The organism is Stagnimonas aquatica, from assembly GCF_003730135.1.
GTDB lineage: Bacteria > Pseudomonadota > Gammaproteobacteria > Nevskiales > Nevskiaceae > Stagnimonas > Stagnimonas aquatica.
This window is the reverse complement of record NZ_RJVO01000011.1, coordinates 53,861-70,728: the sequence shown is the minus strand read 5'-3', so window position 1 is coordinate 70,728 and position 16,868 is coordinate 53,861. Positions and strand designations below refer to the sequence as shown.

The window sequence follows — 16,868 nt, the reverse complement described above, 5'->3', positions numbered from 1 at the left end:
ACATCGCCATGGTATGCACCTCGTCTTCCTGCTGGGGTAAAACCCCGCAGGCTAGTGAAGAACACCCTGGTCAATTTTCAGTGAGCAGAACCCCGTTTGGCTGGTCAATTTTCAACGCGCGCCAACAGCCTAGTGGACAGGCGGTCGGGATCACAGTCCACAGAATCTTCTAGACCACACGTTTGAATGGCCAGACAAGCTGCGCCCAATAGCCACTGGGTGTCGCTTCTCCGCGTAATCCCACCTCACCTTTGCGCGGACTGCGCGGCGCATCGTGGAAGGTGCCGAACAGGCGATCCCAGATCAGGAACACTTCGCCGAAGTTGACCTGCGCATCCTCGAAGTCGCGCTTGTGGTGAAAGCGGTGCATCTCCGCCACGCCCAGCAGATGACGGAACGGGCCGAGACGGTAGTCGAGATTGGCGTGCTGAAAGGCCAGATGCACGCTCATGAAGCTCATCCAGGCCCCGACGGCGATGGGCGTGGCGCCGAGCATCAGCAGCACGGTCAGTCCCGGCCCGGCGAGCACCAGAGCCGATAGCGGATGACGACGACCGCCGTTGAGCCAGTAGAGCCGTTCCGGGCTGTGATGCAGGGCGTGGAGCTTCCACAGGAAGCCGCTGACATGGCTGAGGCGGTGCATGGTGTAGAGACCCAGATCCATGATGAGTCCGGCCAGCAGCACCTGCGCCCACATGGGGGCCGTGCTGGGCCACAGGCCCCAGCCCTGCGGCACCAGCGCGCGCAGGCCAAAGGCCATCGCCACGGCGGACTGGATGAGCAGATAGCTCACGAACAGATGCAGCGCATCGGCCCGCGTGTCGCCGTCATGGTCGCGGTTCCAGTCGGGCTCAAAGGGTGAGATGCGTTCCAGCACGGCCACCAGCGTGATGCCAGCCGCCACCACCAGCGGGAACAGCGGCCAATAACTCGCACCGGCAGCGGCCAGATGCACGAGCAGAAGTGCCGCGCCTCCAGCGATCAGGGGGTAGGACGTGCTGCGGATCAGGTTTTGGATCAGGGTGTGCATCGGGGCTCTCCGAAAGTGCGGAGAGCATGGGAGTGGCCTGCGCCGCTGGCTTGAACGAACTGGCTACTTCGTCGAAGCCATCCTCATCAATGCGCTGGGGGCCAGCCCGAAGTGCCGGCGGAAGGTGCGGGTGAAATGCGCGGCATCGGCAAACCCCGCCGCGTGAGCGGCCTCGGTCAGGCTCGCACCCTGCATCGCCTCGCGCACGGCGACCAGCAGCCGCCGCCAGCGCAGGTAGGGCCGCAGCGGCAAGCCGGTATGGGTGCGAAAGCGGTGCAGAAAGCGGCTGCTGGAAAGCCCCAGTTGGTACGCACAGGCGGCGGCGGTGAGGCGCTCCGGCAGCACTGTCGGCAGTGCGACGATCCAGCGTTCGATCTCGTCGTCGCTGGCTGGCGTGTTGATCCGCACCGAGCCCGATGACAGCACCTGGGCAAGCGCCGTATCCGGTGGTTCACCACCTGAAAGGGCGTGATGGGCCAGCGCCACCTCTTCAGTCGTCAGCACCCGCAGGCCCTGATCGAGTGCGGTCATCAGGCGACGGCCTGACTCGGCGTGTGACTCGACATAGACCAAGCGTACTGGCCTGCCATTGGAGCCGAGCTGATGCGGCAGCTCCGGGCCGATCACCGCGCCTTGCACGGTCTGCCAACCGCCTGCGGCAGTCCACAGGGGCTGCGGCTGCTCGGAGAGCAAGACCTGCACAGCATGGTGACTGTGCGGCGCGTTGTCGCCAGTCACGCCAACAAACTCGCCCCAGCCCAGACCCATGCGGGCCTGACCGTTCCAACTGCTGGGGCGAGCGGTCATCTCAGTGGCAGGGCTTTTTTATGCTGCGCTTTAACAGCCACCAGTTCACCGGCCAGGCCACTGCAAAGCCGGCCGGGATGGCGGCGGCGAAGCCTAGCCAGAATGCGGGCGCGAGGATGGACGAAGCCGTAACGCCACCAACGTGGTAGTCGGTGAAGTTCATGGCGAACTCCATAGCGGCGATGGAGATGGTCTCACCCAGCCACAGCGTCTTGAACGCCGCACCCCAGCTCATGCCCTGCTTTACCAGCGGCCACAGGCCCAGCGTGTAGCCGCTGGCAAAACCCAGCGTGGTCGCCAGCGCCATCGTCATCCACGGGTTCAGACCGAGGCTCACGCCGATGGCCAGACCAATGAACTCGCCGATGACACAACCCGAAAGGCAGTGGATCGTTGCGGAAGTGGTCAGTCCCCACATCGAGCCGCCACCACCGTGGTGAGCGTGATGCGCGTGTGCTGCGCTCGAAGGTGCTTTCGCTTTGTCCTGGTGGTGGCAACTGGCAGCGGCGGCCTGCGGCTTTTCTGGTGCAGGGGTATGGGTGGCGCAGCAGTCGGCTTTGCTGGTGTGGGGATGGGTAGTGGTGCTCATGTCAGGACTCCAAAGGATCAGCCAGGGAAACCGCCTGCACGCCCTCGATGATTGGGCAGCCGGCGACGGTGCCGCGTCCGTGACACTGGGCTTCCAGCACGACGAGGGCGTCGCGGATGGCTGTCAGTGCCGCGATCTTGCGGCTGAGGTCTTCGATCCTGTTCCGGGCCCGCTGACGCACCTCGGTGCGCGGCCCACCGCCATCCTGCAAACGCAGCAGGTCGGCGATGTCCGCCAGCGTGAAGCCGAGCGCCTTCGCCTTGCGGATGAAGCGCAGACGCTCGACATCAGCCGCCGTGAAGACACGGTAGCCACTCGCCGTGCGCGCGGCACTGGCGAGCAGTCCCTCACGCTCGTAGTAGCGCACCGTGTCAATCGCGACATCCGCTGCCTGCGCAGCGGCTCCAATGGTCATCAGGGTTTTGGGCATGATCGTTAACCTCCCGCCTAGACTGGGGTCTGGACCCTACTCCAGAGTCAAGAGGGCGGCTGTGGATTGATTGAGGACGCTTTCACAGGCGCGGCACTTGCTGTCCCGTGCCGACTGAATACGCTTGACCGTCCCTGCCCATCAAACAGCAGCGTCTGATACGGGTCGACTCGATCGCCCATCTCCATGCCCGGTGAGCCGATCGGCATACCCGGCACGGCGAGGCCTTTGGCTTTGGGCCGCTTGGCAAGCAGTTGCCGAATGTCTTCAGCGGGCACATGCCCTTCGATGACGTAGCCGTTGACCGTTGCGGTATGGCAGGAGCCCAAGGCCTCTGGCACGCCAAGCCGGGTCTTGACCAAGCTCATCTGCGGCTCGTCGTGGGTCTCTACCGTGAAGCCCGCTTGCTGGAGATGCTCGACCCATTTCAAGCAGCAGCCACAAGTGGGACTCTTGTAGACCACCACGGTATCCGGCGCGGCAGCAGCAACGACAGGTGGGACAGATGGCTCGCGAAGATACTGCGCCGCAAGCACCGCGCCGATCGTCAGCACGACGGAACCGATCCAGACCAGGCTGGAGACAGAGCTTTTCTTCACGGGTTTCGCTCCTTGGTTACTTCCAGACATGGGGAACCCGCGCTCATGGTGCGGCCTTGAAGTCTTGCGACGACCAGTGCAGATGGACGATCTGCCAGCCCGCGCTGCCCTTGCGCAGCAGCGCGGTCTCGGTGCTGGCGATGTCGAGTGGCTTGCCCTTCGACGACTTTCCACGAATGCGCGACTCGGTCGTGAGCCAGGCCTCTTGATCGTTACCACCGCTGGACTGCTTCAAGATGTCCACGCTGGAGGATTTCAAGAAAGCCATGTCGGCACCGAGGTGGTGACTCGCATACTCATCCCGCGAACGCTCTGCGGCACCGCCCTCGAAGACGAGCAGATCAGGAGCCAGCAGCCGCTTCACTGACGCTGCATCGCCTGATTTCATGGCCGCCTGGAACGCTCGCATCACCCCGCTCGGCGTCGATAGGTCGGTAGCCATAGCGTGCTGATCGGCCTTCATACCTGGCATACCCATTCCCGCATGCGCGTCCTTCTCAGCTTTGACCTCATGGGCGTGCGACGAGGCGTCATCGTGATCCATGCCCTCCATCCCGGCCATGTCGCCTTCGGCACGCGCCGTCAGGATTTGATACTGCGCGGCATCGAGCGTGGGTAGCTTTTGCAGGAAGGCCACCATGGCCCAGATGCGGGCGTCATCGTGCGTCGGCCCGAACGCCGCCATGCCGCTCGCCTTGATGCCGTGCTTGATGATCCAGAACTGCCTTGCGGCACTGGTGGTCACGTCGCCGTGTCCACCCTCGTGCCCGGCATGACCCTCCGCGCCCAGCGAGAGATTGGGTGGCTGCGGATAAAGCCCCGCACTCATTTCGGACGACTTCTTGCCCGGCTTGAGGTGGCAGCCCGCACACATGTCGTTGTAGTCCGCACCCCCGGCCAGGAGCATGTCGGGGTCATCGAGCGGCGGCACTTCGATGCCGCTCGCGCGGACGGCGATGGATCGCTCGCGCAGGGTGTCGAGCGCCCAGTAGACGGGTTTGATGTGCGGATCATCGGCCCCCATCGGATAGACCCCGGAGTAGATGAACCCCAGTCCTCCGATGGCGACCACGGCGATGGCGGCAATGGCTGTTTTCAGATGTTTCATTCGAGGCTCCTTCACGCGCTACTTGCCGTGCTTCGAGTGATCCATCCCTTCCATCGGCGGCACCTTCGGCGTGGCCGCTGGCGATGACGAGGGGCCATAGGGCTGGCGGCGGTGTGGGGTGCCGTAATCGGGATCGCTGCTGACCTTCTTGGCAATCTTGTCCTTGGGATGGCGATACCAGCCGGGGTCGGTGAAGTCGCCGGGCTTCTGCCCATCGCGCACCTTCAGCACCGTGAACATGCCGCCCATCTCGATGGGGCCGTAAAGCCCTTCGCCGGTCATCATCGGCAGCGTGTTGTCCGGCCCCGCGAGACCCATTGCGACATGCCCGCCGTGCTCGCTCATGCCATGTTTGCCCATCGCGGCGAAGCCCGGCAGCAGCTGGCGAATCTCGTCGTCCACGCCCGACTGATCCACGCCAGTGGGGTTGGGAATGCCATGCCCCATCGGCCCCATCGTGTGATGCGCCATGTGGCAGTGGAAGGCCCAATCACCCGGCTCGGTGGCGACGAACTCGATGTCGCGCATCTGGCCGACGCCGACGATCTCCGTGACCTCGCGCCGCCACTGGTTGCGCGGCCAGCGCCCACCATCACTGCCCGTCACCCAGAAGGGATTGCTGTGCAGGTGGATCGGGTGGTTCCACATCGAGAGGTTGCCGATGCGGATGCGGCAACGCTCGCCGGTCGCCATCACCAGATGTTCGATGGCCGGAAAGGTCTTGCTGTTGAAAGTCCAAAGATCGAAGTCCTGCATGATGCTGGGGTCTGGCCGGTAGGTGCCGGGGTGCATCGCCCAGTTGTGAAGCAGGAAGCAGTAGTCGCGGTCGATTGGCACTTCCTCACCCGCCTTCGGGTGGATGATGAAGAGGCCCATCATCCCGAACGCCATCTGCGTCATCTCGTCCGCGTGCGGGTGATACATGTGCGTGCCGTGCTGCTTGAGGGTGAACTCGTAGGCGAAGGTCTCGCCGGGCTTGATGCTGGGCTGGTTCATGCCGCCCACTCCGTCGTAGCCATTGGGCAGGTCGATGCCGTGCCAATGCACGCTGGTCGGTTCGCCGAGCCGGTTGGTGACGAGGATGCGCACGCGGTCGCCCTCGACCACTTCGAGCGTCGGGCCGGGTGTGGTGCCGTTGTAGCCCCAGCATTTGCCGCGCGAGCCGGGCGCGAACTCATGCTCGATCTCCTCGGCGACCAGATGAAACTCCTTGACGCCGCCTTTCATCGTGTAGGGCAGCGTCCAGCCGTTGAGCGTGCGCACGGGCAAATAGCCCTGCGGGTGGCGCTTCACCGGATTGTTTGAGGCTGCCTTGCTGGGCGCTTTGGCCTCGTCCGCTGGCATCTTCATGCCCGGCATCGAGGACATGTCGTGGCCTTCGTGCTGCGCCAGCGCCGGGCGTGCGACACCCGCCAGGAGTCCGGCGCTGCCCGCGATTTGCAGCAGGTGCCGCCGCGTGAACAGCGTTTCGGCCTGCTCCACGGTGTCCGTCGTTTCAGGTCTGGTATCCATCAGTGGCCCTCATGTCCGTCGGACTTCTTGGGGGGCGTCGCGGGCATCGGCATCTTGGAGTGATCCATGCCTTCCATGCCCTTCATGTCCTTGTGCTCGGATGGCTTCTGCTTGGCGCACTTGCTCATCATGGCCTTCATGACGGGATCGTTCGGGTCCATCTTCGAGTGATCCATCGTCTTCATCGCCTCGCAGTTGGGCGCGGCCTTGGCTTCCGCCGCTTCCTTGGCGTGTTCGGCGGGGTCATGGGCGAAAGCGCCCGGAGCGAGGATGAAGAGAGCGGCGGCGAGGCTGAGGATGCTTTTCATGGGGTGATTCCTGGTTTTAGGGGTGGGAAGAGATGGCGAACGTGGTATCGAGAAAGTGGTCATCGCTCAGTGGCCTTGGTGGCTTTCGGATTGCGGAACTGGCTTGGGTTTGCGGGCCGGTGGCGATGTCGCTGCGGGCTTTTGCTTCACCGGCATCTCGGTCTGCTGCTCGGCGCGCGGGCTGCCTTCGCCTGCGGCGGGCTTGGGAGGTGCCATGCCGGGCATCGAAGACATGTCGTGGCCCATCGCGCCATGATCCATCGTCGGCTTCGCGGGATTCTTCTGCGCAGGCTTTTCCATGCCCTCCATGCCTGACATGTCATGGCCGGAGTGATCCATGCCCTCCATGCCCTCCATGCCCGGCATGGAGGACATGTCGTGCCCCATCGCACCGTGTCCCATCGCGCCGTGATCCATGCCGCCACCCTTGGGCTTGGCGAGCGTCTCGGCATCCAGCGTGGCCGCTGCGGGCTGGTCGCTGCTGGGCAGCTTGCGGCCCACGGCGCGGGTGAGTTCGGTGCGGGCCAGCCAGTAATCGCGCACGGCATCGAGGTAGCCGGAATAGGCGTCGTATTGCTGCTGCTTGGCGGCGAGCAGCTCGAACACGCCGATGAGCATGTAGTTCGCCTCCAGCTGCATCTGATCCACCACCGCTTCGCGCTGCGGAATGAGACTGTCCCGATAGCGTTCCACCATCGCCCTGGCCGAGCGCACGGCGGCATGGGCCGCTTTCACGTCGTTGCTGGCGTCGAGTTCCTTCGCGGCGAGATCGGCCTCGGCAGCATCCAGTTGCGCCTTGGCGCGCGCCACCCGTCCGGTGCCCCAGTTGAAGAGCGGGATAGCCACCGAAACGCCGGGGCCGATGGTCCGGCTGCCGTCCGTGTCGCGCTCGCGCTCGTAGCTCAGCTCGATGGGGCCGAGCAGCCGGGTTCGGCGCTCCAGGCCGAAGGCGCTGGCGACGGCTTCGGCGTTGCGCCGCGCGGCCGCCACGTCCAGCCGGTTTTCGCTGGCGAGCTTGAGCAGGGCATCCAGCTCGTCCTCGTTCGCGAGGGGTGCAGGCAATCCCCCGGCAAGTTGCCATTGATCCCTTGTCGCGGGCAGCCCCATCAGGCGATTGAGCGCGCTGCGTGCCCGTTCGACCTCGGCCTGCGCGGTGAGCGCAGAAAGCTGGGCCTGGGTCGCCGCAGCGTTCTCCAGCGCCAGCTCGCGCTGGTTGATGTTGCCTGCCGTGAAATAGCGTTGCGCGAGATCCGCCGAGGCTTGAGCGGCCTTGGCAACGCGCGTCTTCAAAGTCGCGTTCTGCTCGGCACCGGCCAGCGCATACCAGGCGGATTGAACCTCGCTGGCCAGGACGAGTGTTGCGCTGCCGACTTCCAGCTTCGCCGCCTCGAACTGCGCCTTGGCATAGCGGCTGCGAGCGGGCAAGAAAATGAGATCGGTGAAGCTCAGTGCGATGCCGAGACCGATCTGCGCCGAGACCGCCGCCGGGTCGTTGGAGGTGAGGCGGCTGGCGCTGAATACCGGGTTGGCGATGCGGGCCGCGTCATAGACATCGGCGGCGGCGAGGCCAAGCTGCGCGGTGGTTTGCCGCACGGCGGGGCTGTGAATGAGCGCGAGGGTGATGGCGTTGTCGGGCGTGAGCGGCTGCGCCAGCAGCTGGGCGGACAGCTGCGCGGTATCGCCCGTCGGCAGGGCCTGACCACGCGCCACGACCGCCGCAGAGACATCGGAGCGGCCCAGATCGGGTGGCAGGCTGGCACAGGCGCTCAAGCCGAGCACCGCCAGCACCAACGCCGTGCGTCGGAACGGAAGTAATTTGGAAACCACAGGTGACTCCTTCGAGAGGGAAGCGAAATCCGTGCAGCACGGATCGCCCCGGTCATCGAAGGTGTCTACAAGCCGGTTCGGTCAGGAACGGGCTTGCAGCAGGGTTTGCAGCGTGGGTCTTCGAGAGCCGTGGCGATCAAAGCGCCACGGCGGATGGAGGTCGTAAGGGGTCGTAGCGGTAGGCCGCATGCGCCTGTTCGCGGGTCTCGCGGGCCTGTTCGCGGCCACTGGAAAAATCGACGACAGCAAACACTGGCGTGACAAAAGCCGCCACGGTCGCGCAACCCACCGAGCAACTGGCCGCACATTGGCAGCCGCAGTCGCAGCCCGCGCCACTGGATGTCTTGTGCTCCGAGCCCTCGTGATCCATCGCCGCATGATCCATGCCGGACATGTCCATGTCGGCACCCATCGCCGCCATCATCGCGGCGTGGTCATGCACCGGGCCGTCCTGCTGCGCGGCCTCTGCCGGGCTTGCAGCGCCCATGTCCTTGCACTGCATCATCGCCGACGCCGCCACGGCCTGAAGCGGCAGCAGAATCACGATGAGCCAGACAATGAGGGGGCGAAGCACTTTCATACGAAAAGTATGGGCGCGGTGGCGGAGAGCCGCAAGCGAAATGGCTGACATGTGAGGCGCTCAGTCACGGGGCGGTCTGCCCATTCGGTGACGCCAGCGAAGACAGGATGGGGCATTGCGCCAGCCGCCCCTTGCCAGGGCAGCAGGCAACGAGTTGCTGAAGGCCCAGTTTCATCCGTTCCAGCTCGGCCAGCTTGCGTTCGACATCGGCGAGCTTGGCGGCAGCGACCTCGCGCAGCTTCACCATGTCGGTCTGCTGATCGGTCTGGCGCCGGTCGCTCAAGTCCAGCAGTTCCTGCACCTCTGGCAGGCTGAAGCCCAGGAGCCGGCTGCGGCGGATGAACTCCAGCCGCGCCACCGCGCTCTCGGCGAAATAGCGGTAGCCCGATGCCGCACGCAAGGCGGGCGGCAGCAAGCCGATCTCCTCGTAGTGCCGCACCGTATCGGCCCCAACGCCAGCCGCACGGGCCAGACGCCCCACGGTGTATCCGTTCATGGCTGTTTCTCCTTCAAGCCCCGGCGGCGCATCAACAAGTAAGCCGCCGGAATCACGAACATCGACAGCAGTGGCGCGGTAATCATGCCGCCGATCATGGGGGCGGCGATGCGCTGCATCACCTCGCTGCCGGTGCCTGCGCCCCAGAACAAGGGCAGCAGGCCCGCGATGATGACAGCCACCGTCATCGCCTTGGGCCGCACCCGCAGCACCGCGCCATCGACGATGGCGTCTTCGAGATCAGCCACGGTGTTCATCGTCCCGCGTGCCTGCCGCTCGGTGACGGCCTGTTGCAGGTAGATGAGCATGATGACGCCGAACTCCGCTGCCACGCCGGCGAGTGCGATGAAGCCGACACCGCTGGCGATGGACAGGTTGTGGCCCAGTCCATAGATCAACCACAGCCCGCCCACCAGCGCGAACGGCAGTGTCGCCATGATGAGCAGCGCCTCACCGAAGTTGCGGAAGGTGAGATAGAGCAGCAGCAGGATGATGGCGAGCGTGAACGGCACCACCAGCTTCAGGCGCTTCGACGCACGTTCCAGATACTCGAACTGCCCCGACCAGGCGATGGAATAACCGGCAGGCAGTTGCACCTGTTCGGCAACGACCTTCTTGGCTTCCGCGACATAACCGCCGAGATCACGGCCGCGGATGTCTACATACACCCAGCCGTTCGGGCGCGAGTTCTCGCTTTTAATCATCGGCGGGCCGTCCGCAATGACCACCTCGGCAATCTGCCCCAGCGTCACCGTCGCGCCCTGCATGGTGACGATGGGCAGCTCGCGCAAATCGGTGAGCGAATCGCGCAACTCGCGCGGGTAGCGCAGGTTGATGGGGAAGCGTTGCAGGCCCTCCACGGTCTCGCCGATGTTCTCGCCGCCGATGGCGAGGGCGACGATGCGCTGCACATCGGCGATGGATAGGCCCAGCCGCGCGGCGGCGATGCGGTCAGGGTGAATCTCGATATAGCGCCCCCCCGACACGCGCTCCGAGAACGCGGAAGAAGTGCCGGGGATGTCCTTAACCACGCGCTCGACCTCCGCCCCTAGCTTCTCGATGACATTGAGATCGGGGCCTGCGATCTTGATGCCCACCGGTGACTTGATGCCGGTGGCCAGCATGTCGATGCGGTTGCGGATGGGGTTGACCCAGACATTGCCCATGCCGGGGATTTTCAGCGCCGCGTCCATCTCCTCGATCAGCTTGGCGGTGGTCATGCCCGCGCGCCATTCGCTCTTGTCTTTCAACTGCACCGTGGTCTCGACCATTTCCAGCGGGGCCGGATCAGTCGCGGTTTCGGCGCGGCCAATCTTGCCGAACACGCGCTTCACTTCCGGGAAGGTCTTCAGTATGCGGTCGGTTTGCTGAAGAATCTCAGCCCCCTTGCCGACTGCGAGGCCGGGCAATGCCGTCGGCATGTAGAGCAGATCGCCTTCGTCCAGCGGCGGCATGAACTCGCTGCCGAGTTGGGTCGCGGGCCACACCGACAGCACCATCGCCACCACCGCAATCGCCAGCGTCGCGCGCGGATGGCGCAGCACGGCGTGGATACCGGGCCGGTAGATGTGGATCAAAAAACGATTGATCGGGTTCTTCTGCTCGTCCTGAATCTTGCCGCGTATGAACCAGACCATTAGCACCGGGATCAGCGTCACTGACAGCCCTGCGGCTGCCGCCATCGCATAGGTCTTGGTGTAGGCCAGCGGCGCGAACAAGCGGCCCTCTTGAGCCTGCAAGGTGAACACCGGCACGAAGCTCAAGGTGATGATGAGCAGACTGAAGAACAGTGCCGGGCCGACTTCGGCCGCAGCGTTCGCCATCACTTGCAGTCGCTCTGCGCCTTCGGGGTCTCGACCGTCGTGCTCGTGCTTGTAGTGTTCGAGCTTCTTGTGGGCGTTCTCGATCATCACCACCGCCGCGTCCACCATCGCGCCAATGGCGATGGCGATGCCGCCCAGCGACATGATGTTGGCATTGATGCCCTGCGCCTTCATCACCGCGAAGGCCATCAGGATGCCCAGCGGCAGCGTGAGGATGGCGACCAGCGCCGAACGCAGGTGGAACAGGAACAGGATGCACACCACCGCCACGACGATGAACTCTTCCACCAGCTTGGTGCTGAGGTTTTCGACCGCGCGCTGGATTAGCAGGGAGCGGTCGTAGGTTTCGACGATCTCCACGCCCTTGGGCAGGCTGGCCTTGAGCGTTTCGAGCTTGGCCTTTACCGCCGTGATGGTGCTTGCCGCGTTGGCGCCGGAGCGCAGAACGATGACGCCGCCCACCACTTCACCCTCGCCATCGAGTTCGGCGATGCCGCGTCGGGTTTCGGGGCCGAGCTGCACAGTCGCCACATCGCGCAGCAGGATCGGCGTGCCGTTGTCGCCCAGCCCGACGGGAATGGCGCGGAAGTCGTCCAGCGTCTTCAGATAGCCGCGCGCGCGCACCATGTATTCGGCTTCGGCAAGTTCCAGCACCGAGCCGCCGGTTTCGGCGTTGGCGTCCTGCACGGCCTTCATCACGGTCTCTACCGGCAGCTTGAAGGCGCGCAGGCGATCCGGGTCGAGCACGATCTGATATTGCTTGTTGAAGCCGCCCAGCGTCGCCACCTCGGCCACATTCGGCACGGTCTTCAGCTCGTATTTCAGGAACCAGTCCTGGAGCGCGCGCAGTTGGCTGATGTCGTTGCCGCCGGTTCGATCCACCAGCGCGTATTCGTAAATCCAGCCCACGCCCGTGGCATCGGGGCCTAGTGCGGCACGGGCATTGGCGGGCAAGCGGCCTTGCACCTGCGAGAGGTATTCCAGCACGCGTGAACGCGCCCAATACAGATCGGTGCCGTCCTCGAACAGGATGTAAACGAAGCTCTGGCCGAACAGCGAATAGCCGCGCACCGTCTTGGCGTAAGGCACCGAAAGCATGGTGGTGGTAAGCGGATACGTCACCTGATCCTCCACCACCTGCGGCGCCTGGCCGGGATAGGTGGTGCGGATGATGACCTGGGTGTCGCTCAAGTCCGGCAGGGCGTCGAGCGGCGTGGTGTAGGCCGAGTAGCTGCCCCAAGCCGTCATCAGCACGGCAGCCATCAGCACCAGAAAACGGTTGTGGATGCTCCAATGGATAAGGCGACCGATCACGGGGCTTTCTCCTTCGTGCCGTCCATGCCCTTCATCTCGCTCGTGTCCATGTCCTTCATATCGCCCATGCTTTCTATCGCAGGCTTCATGGCGCCTTCGGCGCTGCCAGCGCCCTGGCCCATGCGCTGATAGGCCCCCTGCAAGCTGGCTTCAGAGTCGATGAGGAACTGCCCGGAGACGACGACGCTCTGGCCCGCTTCGAGGCCGGACAGAATCATCGTCTCGCCATTGCGCTCAGGCCCGGCCTCGACGTGCGCAGGGCGGTAGCGGCCTTCAGCTTCCGCCACCATCACCACCGTGCGCTCGCCGGTGCGGATCACCGCTTCGCTCGGCACCAGCAGCACGTCCTTCTGACCGCCGCCGAACAAGGTCACATCGGCAAACATGCCGGGGCGCAGCGCGCCATCGGCGTTGTCGAACACCAGCCGCGCGCGCAGGGTGCGGGTGCCGCTGTCGAGCTGGGGATAGAGATAGTCCACCGTGCCTTCAAACACCTTGCCGGGCAGCGATCTCAGTCGCGCCTCCGCGCTTTTACCGGTGCTGATCCAGCCCGCTTGCGACTCCGGGATTTCGACGTTGAGCCAGACCTGCGAGAGGTCGGCGAGCTTCATCAGCGGCATCCCCGGTGCGAGCTGCGCGCCTTCGCGCGCCATCAGCTCCACCACAAAGCCACTGGCTGGTGCGAACACGCCGGACTGGCTGCCGCCCCCCGCGCCGCCACCGAGCAGACGTAGGCGCTGCTGACTGGCTTGGGCGAGTGCGGCATCGCCGGATTGCTGCGCCAGCTTCAGCTCCTGCCGCGCCGCGAACAGATCAGGCGAATACAGCGCAGCAAGACGCTGCCCCTTCTTCACCACATCGCCCTCGGCACGCACGTCGAGTTTCTCGATCCAGCCCGCGCTGCGCGACTCCACGACCACGATACGGCGCTCGTCGAGTGCCACGCTGCCGACGGCCTCGATGCGCTGAAAGAAGGTGCCGATCTTCACCTCGGCAACGCGCATCCCCAGGTTCTGGGCCATGCGCGGGTCGATCTGCACCACCGTGCCACCGCCCGCACCGCCGCTGGCCGCATCGGCGTATTTCGGCACCAGCTGCATGTCCATGAAGGGCGACTTGCCGGGCTTGTCGAAGTGCTGCTCCGGCACCATCGGGTCATACCAGTAGAGCGGCTGCTTCTCGCCCTCGCTCATCGCCATCCCGTCCTTGCCGTTCATTCCCTCCATGCCGCTCATGTCGGCCATCGCGGCTTCCTGCCGCTTGACCAGCTTCATGCCGCAGATCGGGCAGCTGCCGGGCTCGCCTTGTTTCACTTGCGGGTGCATCGCGCAGGTGTAGTAGGTCTTGCCCTGCGCATCGACGCGCTTTTCGAGTTTGTGCTTGTGGGCTGCGTCCGGCTGCGCCAGCCACCAGCCGCCACCAGCGGCAGCCAGCGCGATGATGGAGAGCACGGTAATGGTCTTGGTCTTCATGGGAGTCTTCCGAATCAGGGTGCGAAGTAGCGCAGCTGCACTTGGTGGCGCGCGCTGTCGAGTTGCAGGTCGAGCTTCTGCATGGCGAGTTCGAGGGCCATGCGACGGGCGTCGAGCACGTCCTTGAGCAGGCCGCTGCCAGCGCCATACGCCGCCAGGGCGGCATCAATGCGAGCGCGGGATTGCGGCAGCAGAGCGGCGTCATAGCGGGCGAGCCGCTCTTGCAGCAGCTGCCAGTCCTCGGCGTTCATGCGGATTTCGGTGCGGTGCTCGCGCAGGGCGTCCTCCAGCCGCGACTGCTGCGAGGCCTGCATGGCCTTCGCCGCATCCAGCTGCTTGTCCTGCCGGTTGCCGGTGAAGAACGGCAGGGGGATTTCGACTTGCACATTGGCGTAGTCGGCGAAGGCGGGACGATGGCCATACCCCACGGTGAGCGCCCAATCGGGGCGGTAGTCCTGCCGCGCCATCTGTACCTCGTTCTCGACGGTAGCGAGCTTCTTGGCTTGAACGAGAAAGTGAGGGTGGCTGGTCAGGGCGTCCATCAAGGACTGAGCATCCGGTGGAGCTTCAGCAGGAAGATCGGGGCACAGCGGGTTGAATGCCACCTCGCCAATCCAGCGGGCCAGACCGTTGCGGTAGTGGCGCGACTGCTGGGCAAAGCCTGCAATCCGCTCCCGCAGCGCCTCTGCATCAACTCTTGCCGTCAGCACCTCGGCCTGGGTGGCACGTCCCGCGCCATAGGAAATCTCCAGTGCCTTGGCCTGCCGCTCGGCTTCGACGAGGCTTTGGCGGGCGAGCCGCTGTGCGGCTTCGGCTTTCCACACATCGAGCCAGGCGAGGCCGGTTTCGCGGGCGATCATCCGCGATGTGGCCAGGCGCTCGGCGTCGAAGGTCTCGGCCTCGCGCTCGGCATGTTCGCGCTTGAGCTTGAGTTTCTCGGCGCGCGGAAACTGCTGCCGGATGCCGGCCATGATCTGCGTATCGGACTCCTTGCGCAGGGTGAACCGGTCCGAGCCTTCGATCGTCAGATCGCTGATGCCGACGCTCAGGCTGGGATCGGGCAGCTCGCCCGCGGCAATGGCGCGCTGGCGTGCGGCGCGCGCTTCTGCATCGAGCGCATCCAGCTGCGGCTGGCGCTCCACGGCGAGTGCGGCGGCATCATCGAGACTGATGGCGACCAGTGCATCGGCTTGTTCCTGGGCGAAGACTGCTGGCGCACTGGCAATACAGATCGCAGCGACCACGCCATAAAGTATGGTGTTGGGGGTTTTCATCAAGAGCTCCTGGAAATGCCCTGCGGGGTCGCCCGCGCAGGGCATAAGCATCAACGAAGAACAGGAACCGTGTTGCGCGGGCCAACCCAGCGCACGGCATCGTTCGTGAGCGCCGCTTGCGGCGGCGTGACGTCGGAAACCAGCGAGGGAATGGTCTGTCGCGGGCCGTAAAACGGTGCGCCCAGATTGCGTTGCGGGGCCGTGGCCGTCTGTGTCACGACGGCACCGATGCCAGGCTTCCAATCCAGATCGGTGGGGCGTGCGTGCGCACTGGCGATGAAACCTGCCGAAAGAACGGCGGCGGTCAGAACACGGGTAAAGCGGGGGAATGAAGTCAACATGGCGAGCCTCTCAAATGACTAGGGGGAGGTGCAGCCGGACGGCTGCACAGGTCATGAGCCATCACCGTGCGCAAAGGCAGGTGATGGGCGGCGCTTTAGAGCCGCAGGCGAGCCGTGGTGAGATAGGTTCGAGTGCCGGTGCCCGCAGGCGGGCCACGGGCGGGAGGCGGTGCGGAAACCAGGCGGGGAGCCGGTTCGGCAAGCACCCACGTCGTCACCGGCAGAATCGTGAACTCCGGCAAATCGAGGCTGGGAACCTTGGCGATGGCGCCGGGCTGCTGGTCGCCCAGTGCCGAGCTTGAGACCACATCGCAGCACCGTTTCTTCTCTGCGCTGACGCTGGCGGACGATGAATCGTCAGGCTTAGCTTGGTGCTCTTGATGCCCATGCTTGCAGCAGCACATCGCACGCACCATGTTCAAGCCATCCATCTGGCACGCATAACCCGTCGTGACCCACGACAGGCTGAGTGCAAGAAGGATGGAAATGAGGTTGCGCATGGGGTGAATTGGTTTCGACAGCTAGACCATAAACCTTGGGGTTACCCCCAAGTCAAGAAACAGAACTAGCTAAATAACTTGTTGCCCGTATAGAGAGTGGCCATCACACCGGCAGCGGCCAGAAGCAGCTCCAAGCCTCGAACGAGAGCCGCGCGTCTTTTGGTCGAATAGCGGAAATCGTTGTACATCAGCCTGAGGCGGTACCCATTTCCCTTCCATCCGCGATGCCCATGTGCGCTTGTTGCCGCGCAGTAGCGGAAGTAGGCCACGAAATACTGGTTGACACAGCTCTCCGAGACCTCAGAGGCACAGCCGTGACGCGCAAGGATGATATTGGCTTCGTCCACGCGCATTGCCTTGGATTTGTAAGGGGCAAGGAAAACCGTCACGGCACCTGTCGCGTCCTGCGAGAACCACAGGGTGGCTCCACTTTCTGCCAACACCTCTGATCGAGGCGCATCGTTTTCGGAGATTGCCCGGCTGACATCCAACAAGCGCCAGCCAGTTTGGATTTGAATCTGGTTGATAATGTTGACGGGGCTGAAATGCGGCCTGTTGAACGGGGGGTATGCCCGATTCCGGGTCAGATACAGGTCCCCCAGTTCGGCCGCCTCGCGAGAGCACGTCGAAATCTTCTCGTAGGCGGCGGTGACCAGGCGATCCAGATCAAGCCACGCGACCCGACTCACGAAGGCACGATCCCGTCCGCGCGCAAGTGACTTCGCGGCCTCCTGTAACGCCAACTTCATCGCCAGCCCGCCGCAGCAGGCGGCAGCGCGATACAAACCGACTCCAGTTGCGCGCCTCGCATCTTCATTGCCGTAAAGATGTGCTGGCCTATAGTTTTGCAAAGACCCG

The 16,868-nt window shown here is 64.4% G+C and carries 17 protein-coding genes; all 17 read right to left on the bottom strand.

Annotation, left to right across the window (positions count from 1 at the left end; all coding sequences use genetic code 11):
* Window positions 1-169: 169 nt before the first annotated feature.
* Window positions 170-1,030, bottom strand: coding sequence for a sterol desaturase family protein (locus ED208_RS17650; RefSeq protein WP_123213088.1), 861 nt, complete (start codon window positions 1,028-1,030; stop codon window positions 170-172).
* A 63-nt stretch (window positions 1,031-1,093) separates the two neighbouring features.
* The gene (locus ED208_RS16830; RefSeq protein WP_123213087.1) at window positions 1,094-1,837 is read right to left on the bottom strand and encodes an AraC family transcriptional regulator; all 744 of its coding nucleotides are present in this window, start codon (window positions 1,835-1,837) and stop codon (window positions 1,094-1,096) included.
* 1 nt (window position 1,838) lies between these two features.
* Complete coding sequence (locus tag ED208_RS16825) at window positions 1,839-2,426, bottom strand: DUF4396 domain-containing protein (protein ID WP_123213086.1); 588 nt, start codon at window positions 2,424-2,426, stop codon at window positions 1,839-1,841.
* A gap of 1 nt (window position 2,427) precedes the next feature.
* Window positions 2,428-2,856 (bottom strand): heavy metal-responsive transcriptional regulator, encoded by a 429-nt coding sequence (locus ED208_RS16820; protein WP_199720657.1) that lies wholly within the window; start codon window positions 2,854-2,856, stop codon window positions 2,428-2,430.
* Between the two features lie 47 nt (window positions 2,857-2,903).
* Window positions 2,904-3,455 carry a DUF411 domain-containing protein gene (locus ED208_RS16815; RefSeq protein ID WP_233575102.1) on the bottom strand — a complete coding sequence of 184 codons (552 nt, stop codon included), beginning with the start codon at window positions 3,453-3,455 and terminating at the stop codon, window positions 2,904-2,906.
* A gap of 43 nt (window positions 3,456-3,498) precedes the next feature.
* Complete coding sequence (locus ED208_RS17400; RefSeq protein WP_158608604.1) at window positions 3,499-4,563, bottom strand: c-type cytochrome; 1,065 nt, start codon at window positions 4,561-4,563, stop codon at window positions 3,499-3,501.
* Between the two features lie 18 nt (window positions 4,564-4,581).
* Window positions 4,582-6,075, bottom strand: a complete 1,494-nt coding sequence (locus ED208_RS16805; RefSeq protein WP_199720656.1) for a multicopper oxidase family protein — start codon at window positions 6,073-6,075, stop codon at window positions 4,582-4,584.
* Entirely contained in the window at window positions 6,075-6,383 is a 309-nt protein-coding gene (locus ED208_RS16800) for a hypothetical protein (RefSeq protein ID WP_123213084.1), read from the bottom strand. The genes ED208_RS16805 and ED208_RS16800 overlap by 1 nt, the downstream gene beginning before the upstream one ends.
* Before the next feature lie 66 nt (window positions 6,384-6,449).
* Window positions 6,450-8,210, bottom strand: a complete 1,761-nt coding sequence (locus ED208_RS16795; protein ID WP_123213083.1) for a TolC family protein — start codon at window positions 8,208-8,210, stop codon at window positions 6,450-6,452.
* A 136-nt stretch (window positions 8,211-8,346) separates the two neighbouring features.
* Window positions 8,347-8,790 (bottom strand): hypothetical protein, encoded by a 444-nt coding sequence (locus ED208_RS16790; RefSeq protein WP_148044789.1) that lies wholly within the window; start codon window positions 8,788-8,790, stop codon window positions 8,347-8,349.
* Between the two features lie 64 nt (window positions 8,791-8,854).
* On the bottom strand, window positions 8,855-9,286 hold the full coding sequence (locus ED208_RS16785; protein ID WP_123213081.1) for a MerR family transcriptional regulator: 432 nt from the start codon (window positions 9,284-9,286) through the stop codon (window positions 8,855-8,857).
* Window positions 9,283-12,423 carry an efflux RND transporter permease subunit gene (locus ED208_RS16780; protein WP_123213080.1) on the bottom strand — a complete coding sequence of 1,047 codons (3,141 nt, stop codon included), beginning with the start codon at window positions 12,421-12,423 and terminating at the stop codon, window positions 9,283-9,285. The genes ED208_RS16785 and ED208_RS16780 overlap by 4 nt, the downstream gene beginning before the upstream one ends.
* The gene (locus ED208_RS16775) at window positions 12,420-13,895 is read right to left on the bottom strand and encodes an efflux RND transporter periplasmic adaptor subunit (protein WP_123213079.1); all 1,476 of its coding nucleotides are present in this window, start codon (window positions 13,893-13,895) and stop codon (window positions 12,420-12,422) included. The genes ED208_RS16780 and ED208_RS16775 overlap by 4 nt, the downstream gene beginning before the upstream one ends.
* A 14-nt stretch (window positions 13,896-13,909) precedes the next feature.
* Window positions 13,910-15,169: a TolC family protein gene (locus ED208_RS16770; RefSeq protein WP_158608603.1), complete on the bottom strand. Its 1,260-nt coding sequence runs from the start codon at window positions 15,167-15,169 to the stop codon at window positions 13,910-13,912.
* Window positions 15,170-15,219: 50 nt separating this feature from the next.
* Window positions 15,220-15,510 carry a hypothetical protein gene (locus ED208_RS17195; protein WP_148044787.1) on the bottom strand — a complete coding sequence of 97 codons (291 nt, stop codon included), beginning with the start codon at window positions 15,508-15,510 and terminating at the stop codon, window positions 15,220-15,222.
* A 95-nt stretch (window positions 15,511-15,605) separates the two neighbouring features.
* On the bottom strand, window positions 15,606-16,010 hold the full coding sequence (locus tag ED208_RS17190; RefSeq protein ID WP_148044786.1) for a hypothetical protein: 405 nt from the start codon (window positions 16,008-16,010) through the stop codon (window positions 15,606-15,608).
* A gap of 65 nt (window positions 16,011-16,075) precedes the next feature.
* Entirely contained in the window at window positions 16,076-16,795 is a 720-nt protein-coding gene (locus tag ED208_RS16765; RefSeq protein ID WP_123213077.1) for a hypothetical protein, read from the bottom strand.
* Window positions 16,796-16,868: the final 73 nt, after the last annotated feature.